This window comes from Bradyrhizobium sp. NBAIM18, from assembly GCF_020193825.1.
GTDB lineage: Bacteria > Pseudomonadota > Alphaproteobacteria > Rhizobiales > Xanthobacteraceae > Bradyrhizobium > Bradyrhizobium yuanmingense.
This window is the reverse complement of the sequence record NZ_JADYVO010000017.1, coordinates 17259-33140: the sequence shown is the minus strand read 5'-3', so window position 1 is coordinate 33140 and position 15882 is coordinate 17259. Positions and strand designations below refer to the sequence as shown.

Annotated in this window: 15 protein-coding genes; 5 read left to right on the top strand and 10 right to left on the bottom strand. The window is 65.8% G+C overall.

The features are described 5' to 3' along the window. Positions 1-60 precede the first annotated feature (60 nt). From I6F17_RS28200 to I6F17_RS28190, 3 genes are all read right to left on the bottom strand, one after another. A complete protein-coding gene (locus tag I6F17_RS28200) occupies positions 61-1305 on the bottom strand; it encodes an MFS transporter (RefSeq protein ID WP_276573295.1) in 1245 nt (414 codons plus the stop codon). A gap of 294 nt (positions 1306-1599) precedes the next feature. Then, a complete protein-coding gene (gene glmM, locus I6F17_RS28195; RefSeq protein ID WP_036009507.1) occupies positions 1600-2943 on the bottom strand; it encodes a phosphoglucosamine mutase in 1344 nt (447 codons plus the stop codon). A gap of 221 nt (positions 2944-3164) precedes the next feature. Continuing rightward, positions 3165-3332: a hypothetical protein gene (locus I6F17_RS28190; RefSeq protein ID WP_193760559.1), complete on the bottom strand. Its 168-nt coding sequence runs from the start codon at positions 3330-3332 to the stop codon at positions 3165-3167. A gap of 129 nt (positions 3333-3461) precedes the next feature. Between I6F17_RS28190 and I6F17_RS28185 the strand changes: the two genes are divergently transcribed. Beyond that, complete coding sequence (locus I6F17_RS28185) at positions 3462-4598, top strand: alpha-hydroxy acid oxidase (RefSeq protein ID WP_036009502.1); 1137 nt, start codon at positions 3462-3464, stop codon at positions 4596-4598. 229 nt (positions 4599-4827) lie between these two features. Here I6F17_RS28185 and I6F17_RS28180 read toward each other — a convergent pair whose 3' ends face one another. The 7 genes from I6F17_RS28180 to I6F17_RS28150 form a co-directional block, all read right to left on the bottom strand. Beyond that, on the bottom strand, positions 4828-5454 hold the full coding sequence (locus tag I6F17_RS28180) for a hypothetical protein (protein WP_225131801.1): 627 nt from the start codon (positions 5452-5454) through the stop codon (positions 4828-4830). A gap of 64 nt (positions 5455-5518) precedes the next feature. Further along, on the bottom strand, positions 5519-6358 hold the full coding sequence (locus I6F17_RS28175; protein WP_225131800.1) for a shikimate dehydrogenase: 840 nt from the start codon (positions 6356-6358) through the stop codon (positions 5519-5521). Positions 6359-6424: 66 nt separating this feature from the next. Continuing rightward, positions 6425-8167 (bottom strand): SulP family inorganic anion transporter, encoded by a 1743-nt coding sequence (locus I6F17_RS28170; protein ID WP_225131799.1) that lies wholly within the window; start codon positions 8165-8167, stop codon positions 6425-6427. Between the two features lie 105 nt (positions 8168-8272). Beyond that, positions 8273-8545 carry a helix-turn-helix transcriptional regulator gene (locus I6F17_RS28165; RefSeq protein WP_225131798.1) on the bottom strand — a complete coding sequence of 91 codons (273 nt, stop codon included), beginning with the start codon at positions 8543-8545 and terminating at the stop codon, positions 8273-8275. Positions 8546-8812: 267 nt separating this feature from the next. Next, positions 8813-10861 carry an elongation factor G gene (locus tag I6F17_RS28160; RefSeq protein ID WP_225131797.1) on the bottom strand — a complete coding sequence of 683 codons (2049 nt, stop codon included), beginning with the start codon at positions 10859-10861 and terminating at the stop codon, positions 8813-8815. Between the two features lie 201 nt (positions 10862-11062). Then, positions 11063-11542, bottom strand: a complete 480-nt coding sequence (locus I6F17_RS28155) for a DUF992 domain-containing protein (protein ID WP_036009480.1) — start codon at positions 11540-11542, stop codon at positions 11063-11065. A 254-nt stretch (positions 11543-11796) separates the two neighbouring features. Continuing rightward, positions 11797-12999 carry a pyridoxal phosphate-dependent aminotransferase gene (locus I6F17_RS28150; RefSeq protein ID WP_036009490.1) on the bottom strand — a complete coding sequence of 401 codons (1203 nt, stop codon included), beginning with the start codon at positions 12997-12999 and terminating at the stop codon, positions 11797-11799. A gap of 591 nt (positions 13000-13590) precedes the next feature. Here I6F17_RS28150 and I6F17_RS28145 point away from each other — a divergent pair. The 4 genes from I6F17_RS28145 to I6F17_RS28130 all read left to right on the top strand — a co-directional run bounded on the left by I6F17_RS28145 (position 13591) and on the right by I6F17_RS28130 (position 15838). Then, positions 13591-14241, top strand: coding sequence for a glutathione S-transferase family protein (locus I6F17_RS28145; RefSeq protein WP_025032208.1), 651 nt, complete (start codon positions 13591-13593; stop codon positions 14239-14241). Between the two features lie 154 nt (positions 14242-14395). After that, on the top strand, positions 14396-14572 hold the full coding sequence (locus I6F17_RS28140) for a hypothetical protein (RefSeq protein ID WP_162832045.1): 177 nt from the start codon (positions 14396-14398) through the stop codon (positions 14570-14572). A gap of 73 nt (positions 14573-14645) precedes the next feature. Next, positions 14646-14795: a hypothetical protein gene (locus tag I6F17_RS28135; protein WP_036009463.1), complete on the top strand. Its 150-nt coding sequence runs from the start codon at positions 14646-14648 to the stop codon at positions 14793-14795. Positions 14796-15025: 230 nt separating this feature from the next. Continuing rightward, positions 15026-15838, top strand: coding sequence for a PAS-domain containing protein (locus I6F17_RS28130; protein WP_225131796.1), 813 nt, complete (start codon positions 15026-15028; stop codon positions 15836-15838). Positions 15839-15882 lie beyond the last annotated feature (44 nt).

The following is a 15882-nucleotide window of genomic DNA, read 5'->3' as shown; positions in this document are numbered from 1 at the left end:
GACATCGGCGCCGCATTCCCTAACGATGTGTGAAGCCGCAACGCGGCAAGAGAGGATGCGTTAACGCGCGTTTCGCGGCAGCTTGGGCAGGAACACCGCGAGCAGCCCGATCGCCGGCAGCCAGGCGCAGACCTGGTAGACGAACTCGATCGAGGTGTGGTCGGCGAGCTTGCCGAGCACGGCCGCGCCGAGGCCCCCGATGCCGAAGGCGACGCCGAAGAACACGCCGGAGATCATGCCGAAGCGGTGCGGCACCAGCTCCTGCGCAAACACGATGATCGACGACGTCGTCGAGGAGATGATCAGGCCGATGGCGACGCTGAGCACCGCGCTGGCAACGAGCCCGGCATAGGGCAGCGCCAGCGTGAACGGCAGCGCGCCGAGGATCGAGATCCAGATCACGATCTTGCGGCCGAAGCGGTCGCCCAGCGGACCGCCGAGAAACGCACCCACGGCGTTCGCCGCGAGAAAGACGAAGAGATAGATCTGGGCTGCCTGCGTCGAGACGCCGAAACGATCGATCAGGTAGAAGATGTAATAGCTCGAAAGGCTCGAGACGTAGAGCTGCTTGGAGAACAACAGCGCGACGAGCACGACAAGCGCGACCGCGACGCGGCGCGAGCTCGGCGCACCGGGCTGGGTGTGGACGGGCGCCGCTTTCTTCGTCGCGATCTGCGGCGCGTACCAGCGCCCGATGCGCCAGAGAATCAGGATGGCGAGAGACGCGATCGAGGAGAACCAGGCGATGCTGCCCTGCCCGAACGGCACCACGATCAACGCGGCGAGCACCGGCCCCATCGAGGTGCCGAAGCTGCCGCCGAGCTGGAACACCGATTGCGCAAAGCCGTAGCGTCCGCCCGAGGCGAGCCGCGCGATGCGCGCCGATTCCGGGTGAAACACCGCCGAGCCGAGGCCGACCAGCGCGGCGGCGACGAGGATGACGAGATATTGGTGCGCGACGCTGAGCAGCAGCAGGCCGAAGAAGGTCGAGGCCATGCCGACCGCGAGCGAATAGGGCTGCGCCTTCTTGTCGGTGTAGTGCCCGACCACCGGCTGCAGCAGCGAGGCCGTGAACTGGAACGCCAGCGTGATCATGCCGATCTGCGCGAAGTCGAGCGCGTAGGCGTCCTTCAGGATCGGGTACACCGAGGCGATCAGCGACTGCATGGTGTCGTTGAGGAAGTGCGAGACGCTGATGCCGGCGAGCACGATATAGGCCGGCCCCTTGGCGGCGGCCGGCGCCAATTCGGCGACGACGACGGGCTCGGTCAGCGTTTCCTCTGAGACGACGACAGGCTTGTTCAAGGCGGCAATCCGGCGCGGCAGATTGCCGCGAGGTGCTGATTACGACGCAAGCGGCGGCCGGACCAGCGTCAATCGCAAATGGCTGGGATGCGCGGTGCTCTCGCTCCTTTCCTCCCCTGGAGGGGTCCGGGACGAGCTGCTCGCCCGTGGGTCGGCTCATATTGAGCGCAGCGAAATATGGGACGGGGTGGGTGATCTCTCCACACGCGACGCTGCCCGAGCGGAGAGATCACCCCACCCCGCTCGCGTTGCGCGCGATCGACCCTCCCCCTCCAGGGCAGGGTAAGACAGAGTTTACGCGGCGGCCTGCCCCAGCGCCGAAACGATGGTGTCGACGACGTCCTCGACGAGGTGACGGTCCTCGCCTTCGCCCATGACGCGGATCACGGGCTCGGTGCCGGAGGAGCGGATCAAGAGGCGGCCGTGGCCGTTGAGGCGCTTCTCGCCGTCGGAGATCGCCGACTTGACGTCGGAATCATCGAGCGGTTTGCCGCCCTTGTGGCGGACGTTCTTGAGGATCTGCGGCAGCGGATCGAAACGGTGGCAGACCTCGGACACGGGGCGGCGCAGCTTCTGCACCACGGCGAGCACCTGCAATGCCGCCACGAAACCGTCGCCGGTAGTGGCGTAGTCGGACAGGATGATGTGGCCGGACTGCTCGCCGCCGAGATTGTAGCCGCCGTTCAGCATCTGCTCGAGCACGTAGCGGTCGCCGACCGGCGTGCGCACGAGCTCGAGGCCCTGCCCTTGCAGGAAGCGCTCCAGCCCGAGATTGGACATCACGGTGGCGACGATGCCGGGACGCGAAAGGCGTCCGTCCTCCTTCCAGCTCTGCGCGATCACCGCGAGCAGCTGGTCGCCGTCGACGACATGGCCGCGCTCGTCGACCAGGATGACGCGATCGGCGTCGCCGTCCAGCGCAATGCCGATGTCGGCGCGCATCTCGCGCACCTTCTTCGACAGCGCCTCCGGCGAGGTCGAGCCGCAATCCTTGTTGATGTTGAAGCCGTCGGGCTCGACGCCGATCGGCACCACGTCGGCGCCCAATTCCCACAATGCCTCGGGCACCACCTTGTAGGCGGCGCCGTTGGCGCAATCGATCACGACGCGCAGGCCCTCGAGCGAAAGGTCGCGCGGCAGCGTGCGCTTGGCGAATTCGATGTAGCGGTCGTGCACGCCGTCGATGCGGCGGGCGCGGCCGAGGCTCGCGCTCTGCGCGAGGCGCTTGTCGAGGGATTCGTCGAGCAGCTGCTCGATCTGCCGCTCGACATCGTCGGAGAGCTTGAAGCCCTGCGGGCCGAACAGCTTGATGCCGTTGTCCTCGAACAGATTGTGCGAGGCCGAGATCATCACGCCGAGATCGGCGCGCATCGACTTGGTCAGCATCGCGACCGCCGGCGTCGGCATCGGGCCGACCAGCAGCACGTCCATACCGACCGAGGTGAAGCCTGCGACCATGGCGTATTCGATCATGTAGCCGGACAGACGGGTGTCCTTGCCGATCACGACGCGGTGGCGGTGGTCGCCGCGCTGAAACGCAAGGCCCGCGGCCTGGCCGACCTTGAGCGCGAGCTCCGGCGTGATCAGTCCGTTGGCGCGGCCCCTAATCCCGTCCGTCCCGAAATATTTGCGGCTCATATCGTCCCCCAAGCAGCAACCAGGGACTCCCCTCTACAACCACGGGCTGCCCCAACGGGACCCGCATCCCTGATTTGCCGAGGTGTTATAAAGCTATCGCGGCTAACTTGGCTTCAAAAAATATGATGAATCATTACGGAACCGGCGCCGCGACCGCCCCCGATAACACATTGTTAACATTGCAATTCCGGCGTGACCAGCGAAAAGCGGTGGAACTCGCCTTAATCCGAGCGCTTCACATGGCTGTCGGCGCGGCTGGGCGCCGGCTGGGTGACATTGACGGGATCGGAGCCCGGGAAGGTCTCCTCCAGCCCCTCTTCGAGCGCCTCCTCGAGATCATGCTTCTCCTTGATCTCTTCCGGCGAAGGTCCTGCGTGCGGCTTCGTCATGACGCGCTCCTTGGCACTCTCCTTCCAAAACGTTCTGCAAACGATTTGGCTGTGCATCCAACCATGCTAGATGACCCCGAAATCTTCCGATGCAAGACTGTTTGGTACGTGACGGGCCGGGGAAACGACATGAAGCATATTACCTGTATCGACGATCTTCGCACGCTGCATCGGCGCCGCGTGCCGAAGGCATTCTTCGACTATTGCGACCGCGGCTCCTACGCCGAGGAGACGCTGCGCGCCAACCGCGAAGACATGCAGGCGATCAAGTTCCGCCAGCGCATCCTGGTCGACGTCTCCAAGCGCGACACCTCGACCACGATCCTCGGCGAGCCGTCGACGATGCCGCTGATCCTCGCGCCGGTCGGCCTGCTCGGCATGCAGCACGGCGACGGCGAGATCCACGCCTGCCGCGCCGCGCAGGCCGCCGGCATCCCGTTCACGCAATCGACGATGTCGATCTGTTCGATCGAGGACATCGCCGCCAGTGTCGAGAAGCCGTTCTGGTTCCAGCTCTACGTCATGAAGGACCGCGGCTTCATCAAGGAATTGATCCAGCGCGCGATGGCCGCCAAATGCAGCGCGCTGGTGCTCACGGTCGATCTGCAGGTGATCGGCCAGCGCCACGCCGACATCAAGAACGGCATGACGGTACCGCCCGAATGGTCGCTGTCGAAGCTGCTCGACTTCGCCAGCAAGCCGGCCTGGGTCTCCGGCGTGCTGCAGGGCAAGCGCCGCACCTTCGGCAATATCGCCGGCCACGTGAAGAACACTGAAGATCTCAACCGCCTCGCCGAATGGACGGCCTCGCAGTTCGACACCTCCTTGAACTGGAAGGACGTCGAGTGGGTCCGCAGCATCTGGCCGGGCAAGCTGATCATCAAGGGCATCCTCGACGTCGAGGACGCCGAGGAAGCCGCCAAGACCGGCGCGCAGGCGCTGGTGGTCTCCAACCACGGCGGCCGCCAGCTCGACGGCGCGCCGTCCTCGATCGAGGTCCTGCCCGAGATCGCGGACGCGGTGGGCGACAGGATGGAGATCATGTTCGACGGCGGCATCCGCTCCGGCCAGGACGTGATGCGCGCGCTGGCGCTCGGCGCAAAGTCGTGCATGATCGGCCGCGCCTATGCCTATGGCCTCGGTGCCGGCGGCCAGGCCGGCGTCGCCAAGGCGATCGACATCATCCAGAAGGAGCTGCTCACCACAATGGGCCTGTGCGGCGTCAACCGGGTGGACGAGATCGACGATCACGTGATTGCGGTGTGAGTGCGTCTGCCGGGATGCCGCAGCAATAATCACTGTCGTCCCTGACAAGCGCGCCCAAAGCGCGCGCCGATCCGGGACCCATAGCCACAGGCGGGTGTGGCTACGGGGACTCGGAGTAACCAGCTTCGCGTAACAACTTTTCCCTGTGGTTATGGGTCCCGGACCTGCGCTGACGCTTGTCCGGGACGACGGCCGCATTTGAGGCGGCAGGTGCGCGTCTCACAGCCCCTCACATCGGCGGCGTCAGGCCGTCGCGGCCGACGCTGACGCGGTTGGCCTCAAATGAGCCGTCCGGCAATTGCTTGATGAAGGCGATGACCTTGGCGCCGGGCTTCAGCTCGGATTTGTCGCCGGGCACGAAGGTCACGACCGGCGTGTCGTCGGCGACGAACACCTTCTTCTCGCCGTCCTTGTACTTGACCAGCAGCGTGTGACCGTCATTGCCGACGACGCTCTCCGCGACGGTCGCATTGGTCATGCTGGAGTTGGGCTTGAGGTCCCAGGGTCGCGAGCCTTCGCCGGTGCCGCGCATGCTTTCCGGAAACACGTGCACCTCGACGGCGTTCTGGCTGCCGTCCGGTCCCGGCACGGTGGTGGCGCCGATGAACGAGCCCGGCTTGATGTCGGCGAGCGAGATCTTGATAACGCCCGACACGTTCACGTCGGAGGCGAGGTGAAGCTTGAGCTCTTCACCGCTGCGCGACTTGACCTGCATGGTGTCGCCATTGACGCTTTCGATGGTGCCGCGCACGCGCGTCGGCACCGGCGCTCTCTGGGCGAAGGCGCAGTAGGTCGAGACGACCAGCATCGCGACGGCGATCAGGGGGCGTGTGAAAGTTGCACGTTGAACAGGCATGACGGTCTCCGATTGTCCCACGACGTAGAACTCCAGAGATGGTGTGCTATTCGCCGCGCCCCTCTCAAGTCTTCGTGAGATCGGCTTCGACCAATGCGCGCAGCTCGGCGGTGACCTCGGGCCGCCGCCCGAACCACAGCTCGAAGCCGCGCACCGCCTGATGCAGCAGCATGCCGAGCCCATCGGCGGTCTTCAGGCCGCGCGCCGTCGCCGCGGCGAGCAGCGGCGTCACCAGGGGAACGTAGACGAGGTCGGCGACGACGGCATCTTGCGGCAGGCGCGCGAGGTCGACGTCGAGTGAAGGCTGGCCATGCATGCCGAGCGAGGTCGTGTTCACGAGAAGCTTTGCGCGCGGCAGCACGTCGCCGATCGCGTCCCACGGCAGCGGATGCACGTTCGATCCGAACTGCTTTGACAGCGTCTCGGCCCGCGCGATGGAGCGATTGGCGACATGCACGCAGCTGATGCCGCGCTCCAGCAGGCCGAACACGACCGCGCGCGAGGAGCCGCCGGCGCCCAGCACCAGCGCTTCCTCGGCCATGTCCCAGCCGGGCGCGCTGGCGTCGAGATTGTTGATGAAGCCTTCGACATCGGTGTTGGTTGAGCGCAGCTCGCCGTCGGCGAACCACAGCGTGTTCGCGGCGCCGACCGTCCTGGCGCGCGCGTCGGGCGTCGACAGCGCCAGCACGGCTTCCTTATGCGGGATGGTGACGTTGGCACCGACGAAGCCGCGCAGCGACAGCCGCAGCACGAAATCGCGCAGATCCTCGGGCGGCACCGCCTCGATGACATAGCCGCCCTCGATGCCGAGCGTGCGCAGCCAGTGATGATGGATCAGCGGCGAGCGCGAATGCGCGGCCGGCCATCCGATCAGACAGGCTGCAGGGGGCTTGGGCGCGGTCATCTTTCCCTCGGGTCGTTTCCGAGGCGATCCATTTCGCGTCGCGCCCGCTCTGTCAAGCGCGCGCGGTCAGCTCGCAGCGGTCTCGTCGGCGGCCCGGCCCTTGATGTCGGCGATGGCGCGCTCGAGGCTCGTGCGATAGCGCGCGCGCGGCGGCGTGACGCCATGGGTGAGCAGCGCGCGGCGGACCGCGGGCGAGGCCCCCGTGATGAACAGCCTGATGCCCTGGCGGTGCGCCTTGGCGGCGACGCGGCCGATCACGTTGGCCGCGGTCGAATCCAGGAACGGCACCGCGGCGAAATCGACCACGAAGGCCTTGCGCCTGTCGGCAATGCCGTCGAGCACGCTGCCGATCGCCGAGGCCGCGCCGAAGAAGAACGCGCCGGTGATGCGATAGACCAGCACGTCGCGGTCGACCGCAAGCGCGGGATCGTAACGCACACGGTCGCCGTTGCCGTCGTCGGGGCGATCATCCGCAACCAGTGGCGTCCGCTCCTCGATGCCGGTCATCTCCGCCATGCGATGGATGAACAGCACCGCGCCCAGCGCGAAGCCGACCAGGATGCCCTCGGTGAGATCGCGAAACATCGTGAGCAGGAAGGTCGCGAGCAGCACCACGGCATCGCCCCATGACGAGCGCAACAGAGTTGCGAATTCATGCTTCTCCGCCATGGTCCAGGCCACCACCACCAGCACCGCGGCGAGCGCGGCCAGAGGGATGTAGCTTGCGAGTGGGGCCGCGACCAGCATGAACAGCAGCAGGAACACCGAATGCAGCATGCCCGCGAGCGGCCCGCGCGCGCCGGCGCGGATGTTGGTCGCGGTGCGCGCGATCAGCCCGGTGACGCAGATGCCGCCGAACAGCGCCGAGCCGATATTGGCCGCACCTTGCGCCACCAGCTCGCAATTGGAGCGATGACGGCGGCCGGTCATGCCGTCTGCCACCACCGCCGACAGCAGCGATTCGATCGCCGCCAGCAGCGCGAACGCGATCGCATCCGGCAACACCGCCCTTGCCTTTTCCAGTGACAACGCGGGCAGCGCCGGCGATGGCAATTCGCGCGGGATGCCGCCGAAGCGCGAGCCGATGGTCTCGACCGGCAACGACAGCACCGCGCTGGCGACGGCTGCAAACACGACCGCGATCAGGATCCCGGGCCAGGACGGCCGCCAGCGGCGCAAGGCGGCGATAATGCCGATGCTGACGAGGGCGACCGCGACGGCGGACGGATTGATCGTGTTGAGGCCGCCGGCGAGCGCGACGAGCTTGGGCACGAACTCGCTGGGCTCCTTGCCCGCGAGCGTGATGCCGGAGAGATCGCGGAGCTGGCTGGCAAAGATGATGACGGCGATGCCGGCGGTGAAGCCGACGGTGACGGGATAGGGAATGAACTTGATGTAGGTGCCGACCCTGAGCAGCCCTGCGCCGATCAGGAACAGGCCCGCCATCATGGTCGCGAGGATGACTCCGTCGACGCCATGCCGCTCCGCAGTCGCCGCGACCAGAACGATGAACGCACCGGCCGGCCCGCCGATCTGGAACCGGCTGCCGCCGAGCAAGGAGGCGATGAAGCCGCCGGCGACGGCGGTGTAGAGGCCGCGGTCCGGCGTCACGCCCGAGGCAATCGCGATCGCCATCGACAGCGGCAGCGCGACGATCGCGACCGTGAGGCCTGCGAAGACGTCGGCGCGGAAATCCGCAAGGCCGTAGCCTTCGCGAAAGACGGTGACGAGCTTCGGCAGATACAGTTCGGCAAAGGTCGGCTGACGCAGCTGGTGCAGCCGGCCTGCCTGATCGCTCGTGATGCTCATGTCAGCAAAGTGCTCCGCTGGCCCCACAATGCTCCGAAGCATCGTGCGTCCTAAGGTGCGACGATGCGCTAGCCCATCTTGATCCCGGGCATGATCAACGCGCGATCATGCTCCGACACGGCGCGGCGGCCCCGGCTCCTTCAAGCGAACGCCACGTCCGCCGCTGTCGCTGCGGGCCTGCTCGCCGATCAGCTCGACGCCGGCCCGGTCGAACGCCTCGACCACCTTGATCAAGGTCTCGACCACGCCACGAACGTTGCCGGTGGAGGCCTCCATCCGCTGGATGGTCGGCAGCGACACGCCGGCGAGCTCGGCCAGGGTTTTCTGGTCGATGCCGACCAACGCGCGGGCTGCCCGCATCTGGAACGAGGTGATCACCTTGGCCTCACTTACGAGCAGTTATAAATGATATCTAGAACATATACAATGGTGCAAAATACATCATCCCGGGATGAATGCAAGCGACCGCCCGTCTGGCTCCTCCGTCGTTGCGAGGAGCCGTTGCGACGAAGCAATGACGAAGGCGAGGAGAGCGCGAGAGTCCAACGTTCACCGCACGTGTAGACACAGCCTCTCACCCCACCCTCTCCCCGTAAGAACGGGAGAGGAGTGAGAGGGCGTGCGGCCCTTACAGCGGGAGCCGCCTCACGCCGCGTGCTGATGTGCGGCGATGATCTGGTCGGCGGCGCGGCCGGTGACTTCGGCCATGTGGTCGAACTGGCGCGTGAAGCTGCCGGCGCCGGCGGTGGCAGAGCGCAGCTCCACGATCAGCTCGCCGATCTCCGCTTCCGGCATCATGGCGCGGACACAGTCCCAGCCGGTCCAGCCCTCACGGGTGTCAAAGCCGAGAATCTGGCCGCGCCGCGCCGACAGGATCGCGTTGATCTTGGCGGTGGCGTCGGTCGGGCAGACGATCTCGACCATGTGGATCGGCTCCAGCAGCACCGGCTGGCATTGCGGCAGGCCTTCGTTGAGCCCGACCCGCGCGGCCGTGCGGAAGGCGAGATCGGAACTATCGACGCTGTGATAGGAACCGTCGGTCAGCGTCACCTGCACGTCGGTGACGGGGAAGCCGAGCGGACCGCGCGCCAATCCATCGACGACGCCCTCCTCCACCGCCGGGATGTAGTTGCGCGGCACCGCGCCGCCCACCACCTTCTCGGCGAACTTGAAGCCGTCGCCGCGCGGCAGCGGCGTGATGTCGAGCACGACATCGCCGAACTGGCCGTGGCCGCCGGACTGCTTCTTGTGACGGCCGCGCTGGGTGATCGGCTTGCGGATGGTCTCCTGATAGCCGATCGCAGGCGGATGCGAGGTGATCTTGACGCCGAAGCGGTCGCGCAAGCGCTCGCTGGCGACGCGCAGATGCATCTCGCCCTGGCCCCACAGCACGGTGTCGTGGGTCTTGGCGTTCTGCACGATCATGAGCGAGGGATCCTCCTCATGCAGACGCGTCAGCGCCTGGCCGAGCTTGACGTCGTCCTTGCGGTCGGTGGCCGCGACCGAGATCGCGAGCACCGGCGGCGTCGGCTCGATCGTGATCAATGCCGCGGGCGCCGTCTTGCCGCTCGAAACCGTGTCACCGGTCTTGACCGGATCAAGCTTGGCGAGGGCCACGGTCTCGCCGGCTTCGGCCGAGGCGCGCTTGGTGTCGTAGGCGCCGTTGACGGCGAGGATGCCGGAGATGCGCCCGGCACCGCCGGATGAGGATTGCAGCGTGGCGCCGTCGTCGAGATGGCCGGCGAGCAGCCGCGTCAGCGACAACTTTCCGCCGTGCTGCGAATGCAGCGTCTTGAAGACATAGCCGAGCGCGTCCCTGGTCTCGGGTACGCCAAGACGTTTTGCGGTCTCCGCAACGCCGGGCGCCTCGTGACGCAACGCCTTCATCAGGCGCAACACGCCGTTTTCGCGCACGGCGGCGCCCAGCAGCACCGGGCAAATCAGCCCTTCCCGCAATTCGCGGGCGAGATCGTCGAAGACGGCATCGCGCGGCGGCTGGATGTCCTCGAGCAGCTGCTCCATCAGCGCATCGTCGTGGTCGGCGAGCTTCTCCAGCATCGAGAAGCGGGCTTCCTTCTCGCGATCGAGATCGCCGCCTTCGAGCGCGATCACCTCGGAGGCCTTGTGCTCGCGATAGATGAAGGCGCGCTCCAGCGCGAGATCGACGAAGCCCTCGATCAGCTCGCCCTTCCAGATCGGGATCTGGCGCAGCACCAGCGGCACGCGCGAGGCGGGCTGCAGCATCGCCAGCGTCTCGCGGATGCGCTTGTTCGCGCGGTCGATCTTGTTGAGGAACAGGAAACGCGGGATCTTCAGTTGCTCCAGCTCGCGCAGGATGATCTGAAGCTGCGGCAGCTTCTTCTCGTCGGCCTCGCAGACCACGATTGCGGCGTCGACTGCCGGCAACGCGGCGCGCATGTCGTGGGCAAACTCGACGGAACCGGGACAATCGAGGAAGGTGTAGCTGTCGCCCATGAAACTCGTGGTGGCGGCAGTGAGGCCGACGGTCATCTTGTGATGACGGGCCTCGGGCGTGGCGTCGCCGACGGACGTTCCGGCATCGACGCTGCCGGCGCGCGGGATGGCACCCGTTCGCGCCAATATTGCTTCCAGAAGTGTGGTTTTACCGCTTTGGAAAGGGCCCACCAGCGCGATGCACCGTGGACCTCGGGGACTTCTGACGTCTTGTCCCATTTCGCCGCCTCCTTGGTGTGGAGCTCGGCCCGTGATTGGGTCGGCAAACGCCGATGCTCTGCCCGTCCCCGAGATTTGGCAAGCGTCAAACGTCGCTGCGGTGCGTCGTCAGTTAGACCAAGTCTTTTAGTTCTGCGGACTGCAGGCTCGGTGTTCCACCTCACCCGAAGGGAGAGGTGAGAGAGCCTGACCCGCAAATTCCTAACGACCCGGACGGAGTTCCAGGCTCTCGAGGCCGGCGGCAATGTTGAGGCCGACCTGGCCCTGCACGCTCAGCGGCTGCAGCGCGATCGAATTGTTGGAGCCGCCGACCAGCACGTTGCCGCCCAAGCCGACACCGACCGAGGCGCTGCCCTGCGCGCCGACGTAATTGCCGGAGAGGTCGCCGGGGCCGAGCCGGTCGACCGGCGCGAACACGCCCCAGGCCAAAGCCGTCTCCTGGGTGATGCCGATGTCGAGGCCCACTTTCCGGATCGTCGCGACATAGCGGTCGTCGGGCAAGCCGTCGGCGCGCAGCACGCAGCCGAGATGAGTCACCGACCCCACGATGAAGCCGACGCTGGCGCCGCCGCGGCATTCGAGCACGCCGACCCGCGCCATCCGCTGCTGCGCGCCGGTGTTCACGACGGACGCGATGAGGCTGGCAGCGGTGAGTCCGGCGAAGAGGAACGAACGGCGCATGAATGTCTCCGGCGAAAAGTGTGATGCGAGCAGAGAGAGCGCCCCACCCGTGTTGCGGGTCTATGCCACAAGAGCCGTGATGGTGCCAGATCCTCCGTCATTGCGAGCCAACGGGTCCGCGCGAGCGCGGCCCCGTTGGCTCGCAATGACGGGGATAGAACGGTGCGCCTCGTGCCCTGGGCAGATCTTCACCTGCCGGAACAAAAAAAGGCCCGGAGGAAGCGGGCCTTTTCGATCGTGCAACCGAGACCGTCTTACCGCAGATTGCCGCAGAAGCGCTGGATGCGCTTGCAGGCGTCTTCGAGGTCCGAGGTCTTGGTCGCGTAGGATATCCGGAACGCCGGTCCAAGGCCGAAGGCCGACCCCTGCACCACGGCGACGCCTTCGGTCTCCAGGAGCTCGGTGACGAAGTCCTCGTCATTGGCGATCACCTTGCCCGACGGCGCGGTCTTGCCGATCGTGCCGGCGCAGGACGGATAGACGTAGAACGCGCCTTCGGGACGCGGGCACTCGATTCCCTTGGCCTGATTGAGCATGGAGACGACGAGGTCCCGCCGCTCCTTGAACACCTTGTTGTTGGCGGGGATGAAGTCCTGCGGCCCGTTCAGCGCCTCGACCGCGGCCCACTGTGCGATCGACGACGGGTTCGAGGTCGACTGCGACTGGATCGTCGACATCGCCTTGATGAGCTGCGCGGGACCGCCGGCGTAGCCGATGCGCCAGCCGGTCATGCAATAGGCCTTCGAGACGCCGTTCACGGTGAGCGTGCGGTCGTAGAGTTTCGGCTCGACCTGCGCGACCGTGGTGAACTGGAAGTCGTCATAGACGAGATGCTCGTACATGTCGTCGGTCATCACCCAGACATGGGGATGCTTCACCAGCACGTCGGTGAGCGCTTTCAGCTCCGAACGCGTGTAGGCAGCTCCGGTCGGGTTCGACGGCGAGCACAGGATGACCCATTTGGTCTTCGGCGTGATGGCGCGCTCGAGCGCCTCGGCCTGGAGCTTGAAGCCGGTCGCGGCGGTGCAGACCACCGGCACCGGTTCGCCGCCGGCGAGCGCGACCATCTCGGGATAGCTGACCCAATAGGGCGCGGGAATGATCACCTCGTCGCCCGGATTGATGGTCGCCATCAACGCGTTGTAGAGCACCTGCTTGCCGCCCGTGCCGACGATGATCTGGTTCGGCTTGTAGGCGACGCCGTTCTCGCGCTGAAATTTCGCGATGATGGCTTCCTTCAGCTCGGGGATGCCGTCGACCGCGGTGTACTTGGTCTTGCCGGCCTCGATGGCGCGGATCGCCGCCAGCTTGATGTTGGCGGGCGTGTCGAAGTCGGGCTCGCCGGCACCAAGGCCGATGACGTTGCGGCCCGCCGCTTTCAGCGCGCGTGCTTTATCCGTGACCGCGATGGTCGCGGACGGCTTCACACGGTCGAGCGCAGCGGCAAGGAAGGACATCATCATCTCCTGGCGAGCGTCGTGAAGCCCTTCGCCTCACGACTCTGATTGTGGGAATGAGCCACCCTAAAACGTGTGCCGCTGGGCCGCAAGAAACTTCGGCCCGATCCCGGAAAAGTTTACGATTTGGAGCGCTGCGAGGCGCGGTTTCCCGCAATATTCCGTAACTTTTGCCTGCGGAATTGCTCATATCCGACAAGGCCTGTCCTCGGAGCAATTCTGGATGGTGCACGTCTCCAGGAAACCGCTCGTCGTCATGCCCGGGCTTGTCCCGGGCATCCACGTCTTTGTGCGGCAAGTGAGACGTGGATGGCCGGGTCAAGCCCGGCCATGACGATGCGGAAACACTGGCGTCCTAATCTCGATCGTCTATGCGGTAGCCTACGTAGAGCGATGTGTCCGCAGATTGACGTACATGTGAACTGAACTGCATCGTCGCGAAATGATCTTCCTCTCCATTGCAGTGCGGTAGGGTTTTCGAGTTTTTCTATCGGCCGGCTCTTGCGGCGGATTCGCATCGGCATCATTGTTTAGCCGCCTCGCGGGGCAACGGGCGCCGCGTCTTCTCGTCCTCGGATTTCGAACGCCAGAATGTACAAGCTCTATTCGATGCAACGCTCGGGCAACAGCTACAAGGTCCGCCTTGCGCTGGCGCTGCTCAACCTGCCTTACGAAGCGGTGGAGGTGGACATTCTGCGCGGCGAGAGCCGCACGCCGGATTTCCTGTCCAAGAACCCGTCGGGGCAGGTGCCGCTGCTCGAGGTCGGCGAGGACCGCTACCTCGCCGAGTCCAACGCCATCCTCTGGTACGTTGCCGTCGGCACGCCGCTCGCGCCGGAAAACCGCATCGACCGCGCCGAGGCGCTGCAATGGATGTTCTTCGAGCAGCACGCGCTCGAGCCGAACATCGGCGCGGCCTATTTCTGGCTGTCGCTGGTCAAGGGCGGCCGCGACCTGCAGACCCATTCGCTGGAGGACTGGATGGAGCGCGGCTATGGCGCGCTCCAGGTGATGGAGAATCACCTCAAGACCAATTCCTATTTCGCCGCGCGCCAGCTCACGGTCGCCGACATCGCGCTGTACGGCTACACCCACCTCGCCGACCGCTGCGACTTCGACCTCCAGGCCTTCCCGGCGATTCGGGACTGGCTGAAACGCGTCGAAGCCGCGCCCGGCTTCGTCACGATGGACTGGCGCCCGGCCGACATCGACGACCCCGCCAGCATCGCCGCGAGCGCCTGACGGCGCGTCCGCTCCGGCGAATAGCGGGCATAGGGGCCGACCTTGCCGCAATCCCGCCACTTTCGGCGCGGTCGCCGCCGCAATATTGCCGGTTGAAACTGGGAAATTCTGGAAAGTCGCGGGTGATTCGCTCGCGTGTTGAAGGATTTAGACCATGATGCGGGCGTCCGGCACAGCGGGGTTTCAGAGCCCATCCGCTACCGTCGCGTCTTCCCGGCTCACCCATGCGGTCGCGGCTTCGCTCGCCGTCGCCGCGCTTTCGCTGTGCCTGATCGTCACCCTGACGGTGTTGTCGACCAAGGCGACCATGGCGATGGGCCTGCCGGTCTGATTCCCGTTTCATCCTGGACCAGCCTTCAGGGCGCCGTGCGGCCCGCGCCGACCGGCATCGCGACAGGACGTCGATGAAATCACCTGTGGTAGTCGTTGCAATCACCCTGACTGCGGCCATCCTGGTCGCGGCCTCGCTGCTGATCATCGTCGGCACGCGCAAGGGCACGGGCACGTCGACGCTGCATGCGCCGACGCTGCAGCAGCGCGCGCACATGGTCTAAAGCGCGATGCGATTTAGGATGAATCGTCATCGCACTTTAGGTTATTGTTTGAGCATGATCTTTTCGGAAAACCGCTTCACACTTTTCCGGATCATGCTTTAAAATCATCCGAAAGCCTTACGCTTGCACGCAAGCGCGCCTTAAGCACGCCGCACGAAATCGCATCGCGGTCACGCAACAATCAGCCAGTGTTGCGGCCTTACCTCTTTCGGGAGGAGCGAGACAGGTCCATGCGGTTCGGATGGCGTGCGATCTCCGGTCCGGCGCTGACGGCAGCGACCCTGCTGCTGGCGATGCTGCTCGATCGCTTCGTCCCCGCGCCCTCGCCCGCCCCGCTGTTCGTCGCCATCGTGGCTCTCGCCGGCGCGCTCGCAGGTCTCGCCTCCGCCGTGACGACCGCGATTGTCGCGGTGATCGGCGCGGCGCTGTTCTTCCTCAACCGCCACGGCGTCTCCGGCTATAGTGCCGCCGATCTGGCGCCGCTCGGCCTCCTGGCCGTCACCGTTTTCGGAACCGCCGGCATCACCGGGCTGATGCGCGAGCGGCTGCTCGGCAGTTTCGCGGCCGAGCGCCGCAGCCACGCCATTGCCGCGCGGCTGTCGGCCGCGCTCGACAAGGTCGATATCGGTATCGTGCTGCTCGATGCCGAGACCCGGGCTGAATTCATCAACCGCGCGTTCCGCGACTATTTTGCGGTGCCGGACGAGGTCGCCGAGGCGAAGCCACCCTTCATTGCGCTGATGTATCACGGCCGCGACACCGGCGCGTTCGCGCTGCCCGAGGACGAGCTCGGCACTTTCATCGCGCAGCGCATGGAGATGGTGCGGGTCGGCGATGCCACGCCGATCAACGTCGCGCTGCGCAACGGCGAGGTGCTGCGCTTCGTCTGCACCGCACTGCCGGACGGCGGGCGGATGCTGAGCTACACGCCGGTGACCGACCTCGTGCGCCACACCGATGCGCCGGGGCGCGCCGACTACTACCGCTCGCTGCGCGATCCGACCGGCCGCAAGCTGATCCGGTACTTGCGCGTTGCGGAGTGAGGCGCGTGTGCGATTGATCGGCAGCAGGATCATCACGTATGAAG

Coding starts and splice junctions, on each gene's coding strand:
- glmM (WP_036009507.1), bottom strand. CDS start 2,943: ATGAGCCGCAAATATTTCGGGACGGACGGGATTAGGGGCCGCGCCAAC.
- I6F17_RS28175 (WP_225131800.1), bottom strand. CDS start 6,358: ATGACCGCGCCCAAGCCCCCTGCAGCCTGTCTGATCGGATGGCCGGCC.
- I6F17_RS28145 (WP_025032208.1), top strand. CDS start 13,591: ATGTACAAGCTCTATTCGATGCAACGCTCGGGCAACAGCTACAAGGTC.
- I6F17_RS28190 (WP_193760559.1), bottom strand. CDS start 3,332: ATGACGAAGCCGCACGCAGGACCTTCGCCGGAAGAGATCAAGGAGAAG.
- I6F17_RS28150 (WP_036009490.1), bottom strand. CDS start 12,999: ATGTCCTTCCTTGCCGCTGCGCTCGACCGTGTGAAGCCGTCCGCGACC.
- I6F17_RS28185 (WP_036009502.1), top strand. CDS start 3,462: ATGAAGCATATTACCTGTATCGACGATCTTCGCACGCTGCATCGGCGC.
- I6F17_RS28160 (WP_225131797.1), bottom strand. CDS start 10,861: ATGGGACAAGACGTCAGAAGTCCCCGAGGTCCACGGTGCATCGCGCTG.
- I6F17_RS28130 (WP_225131796.1), top strand. CDS start 15,026: ATGCGGTTCGGATGGCGTGCGATCTCCGGTCCGGCGCTGACGGCAGCG.
- I6F17_RS28170 (WP_225131799.1), bottom strand. CDS start 8,167: ATGAGCATCACGAGCGATCAGGCAGGCCGGCTGCACCAGCTGCGTCAG.
- I6F17_RS28155 (WP_036009480.1), bottom strand. CDS start 11,542: ATGCGCCGTTCGTTCCTCTTCGCCGGACTCACCGCTGCCAGCCTCATC.
- I6F17_RS28135 (WP_036009463.1), top strand. CDS start 14,646: ATGAAATCACCTGTGGTAGTCGTTGCAATCACCCTGACTGCGGCCATC.
- I6F17_RS28140 (WP_162832045.1), top strand. CDS start 14,396: ATGATGCGGGCGTCCGGCACAGCGGGGTTTCAGAGCCCATCCGCTACC.
- I6F17_RS28180 (WP_225131801.1), bottom strand. CDS start 5,454: ATGCCTGTTCAACGTGCAACTTTCACACGCCCCCTGATCGCCGTCGCG.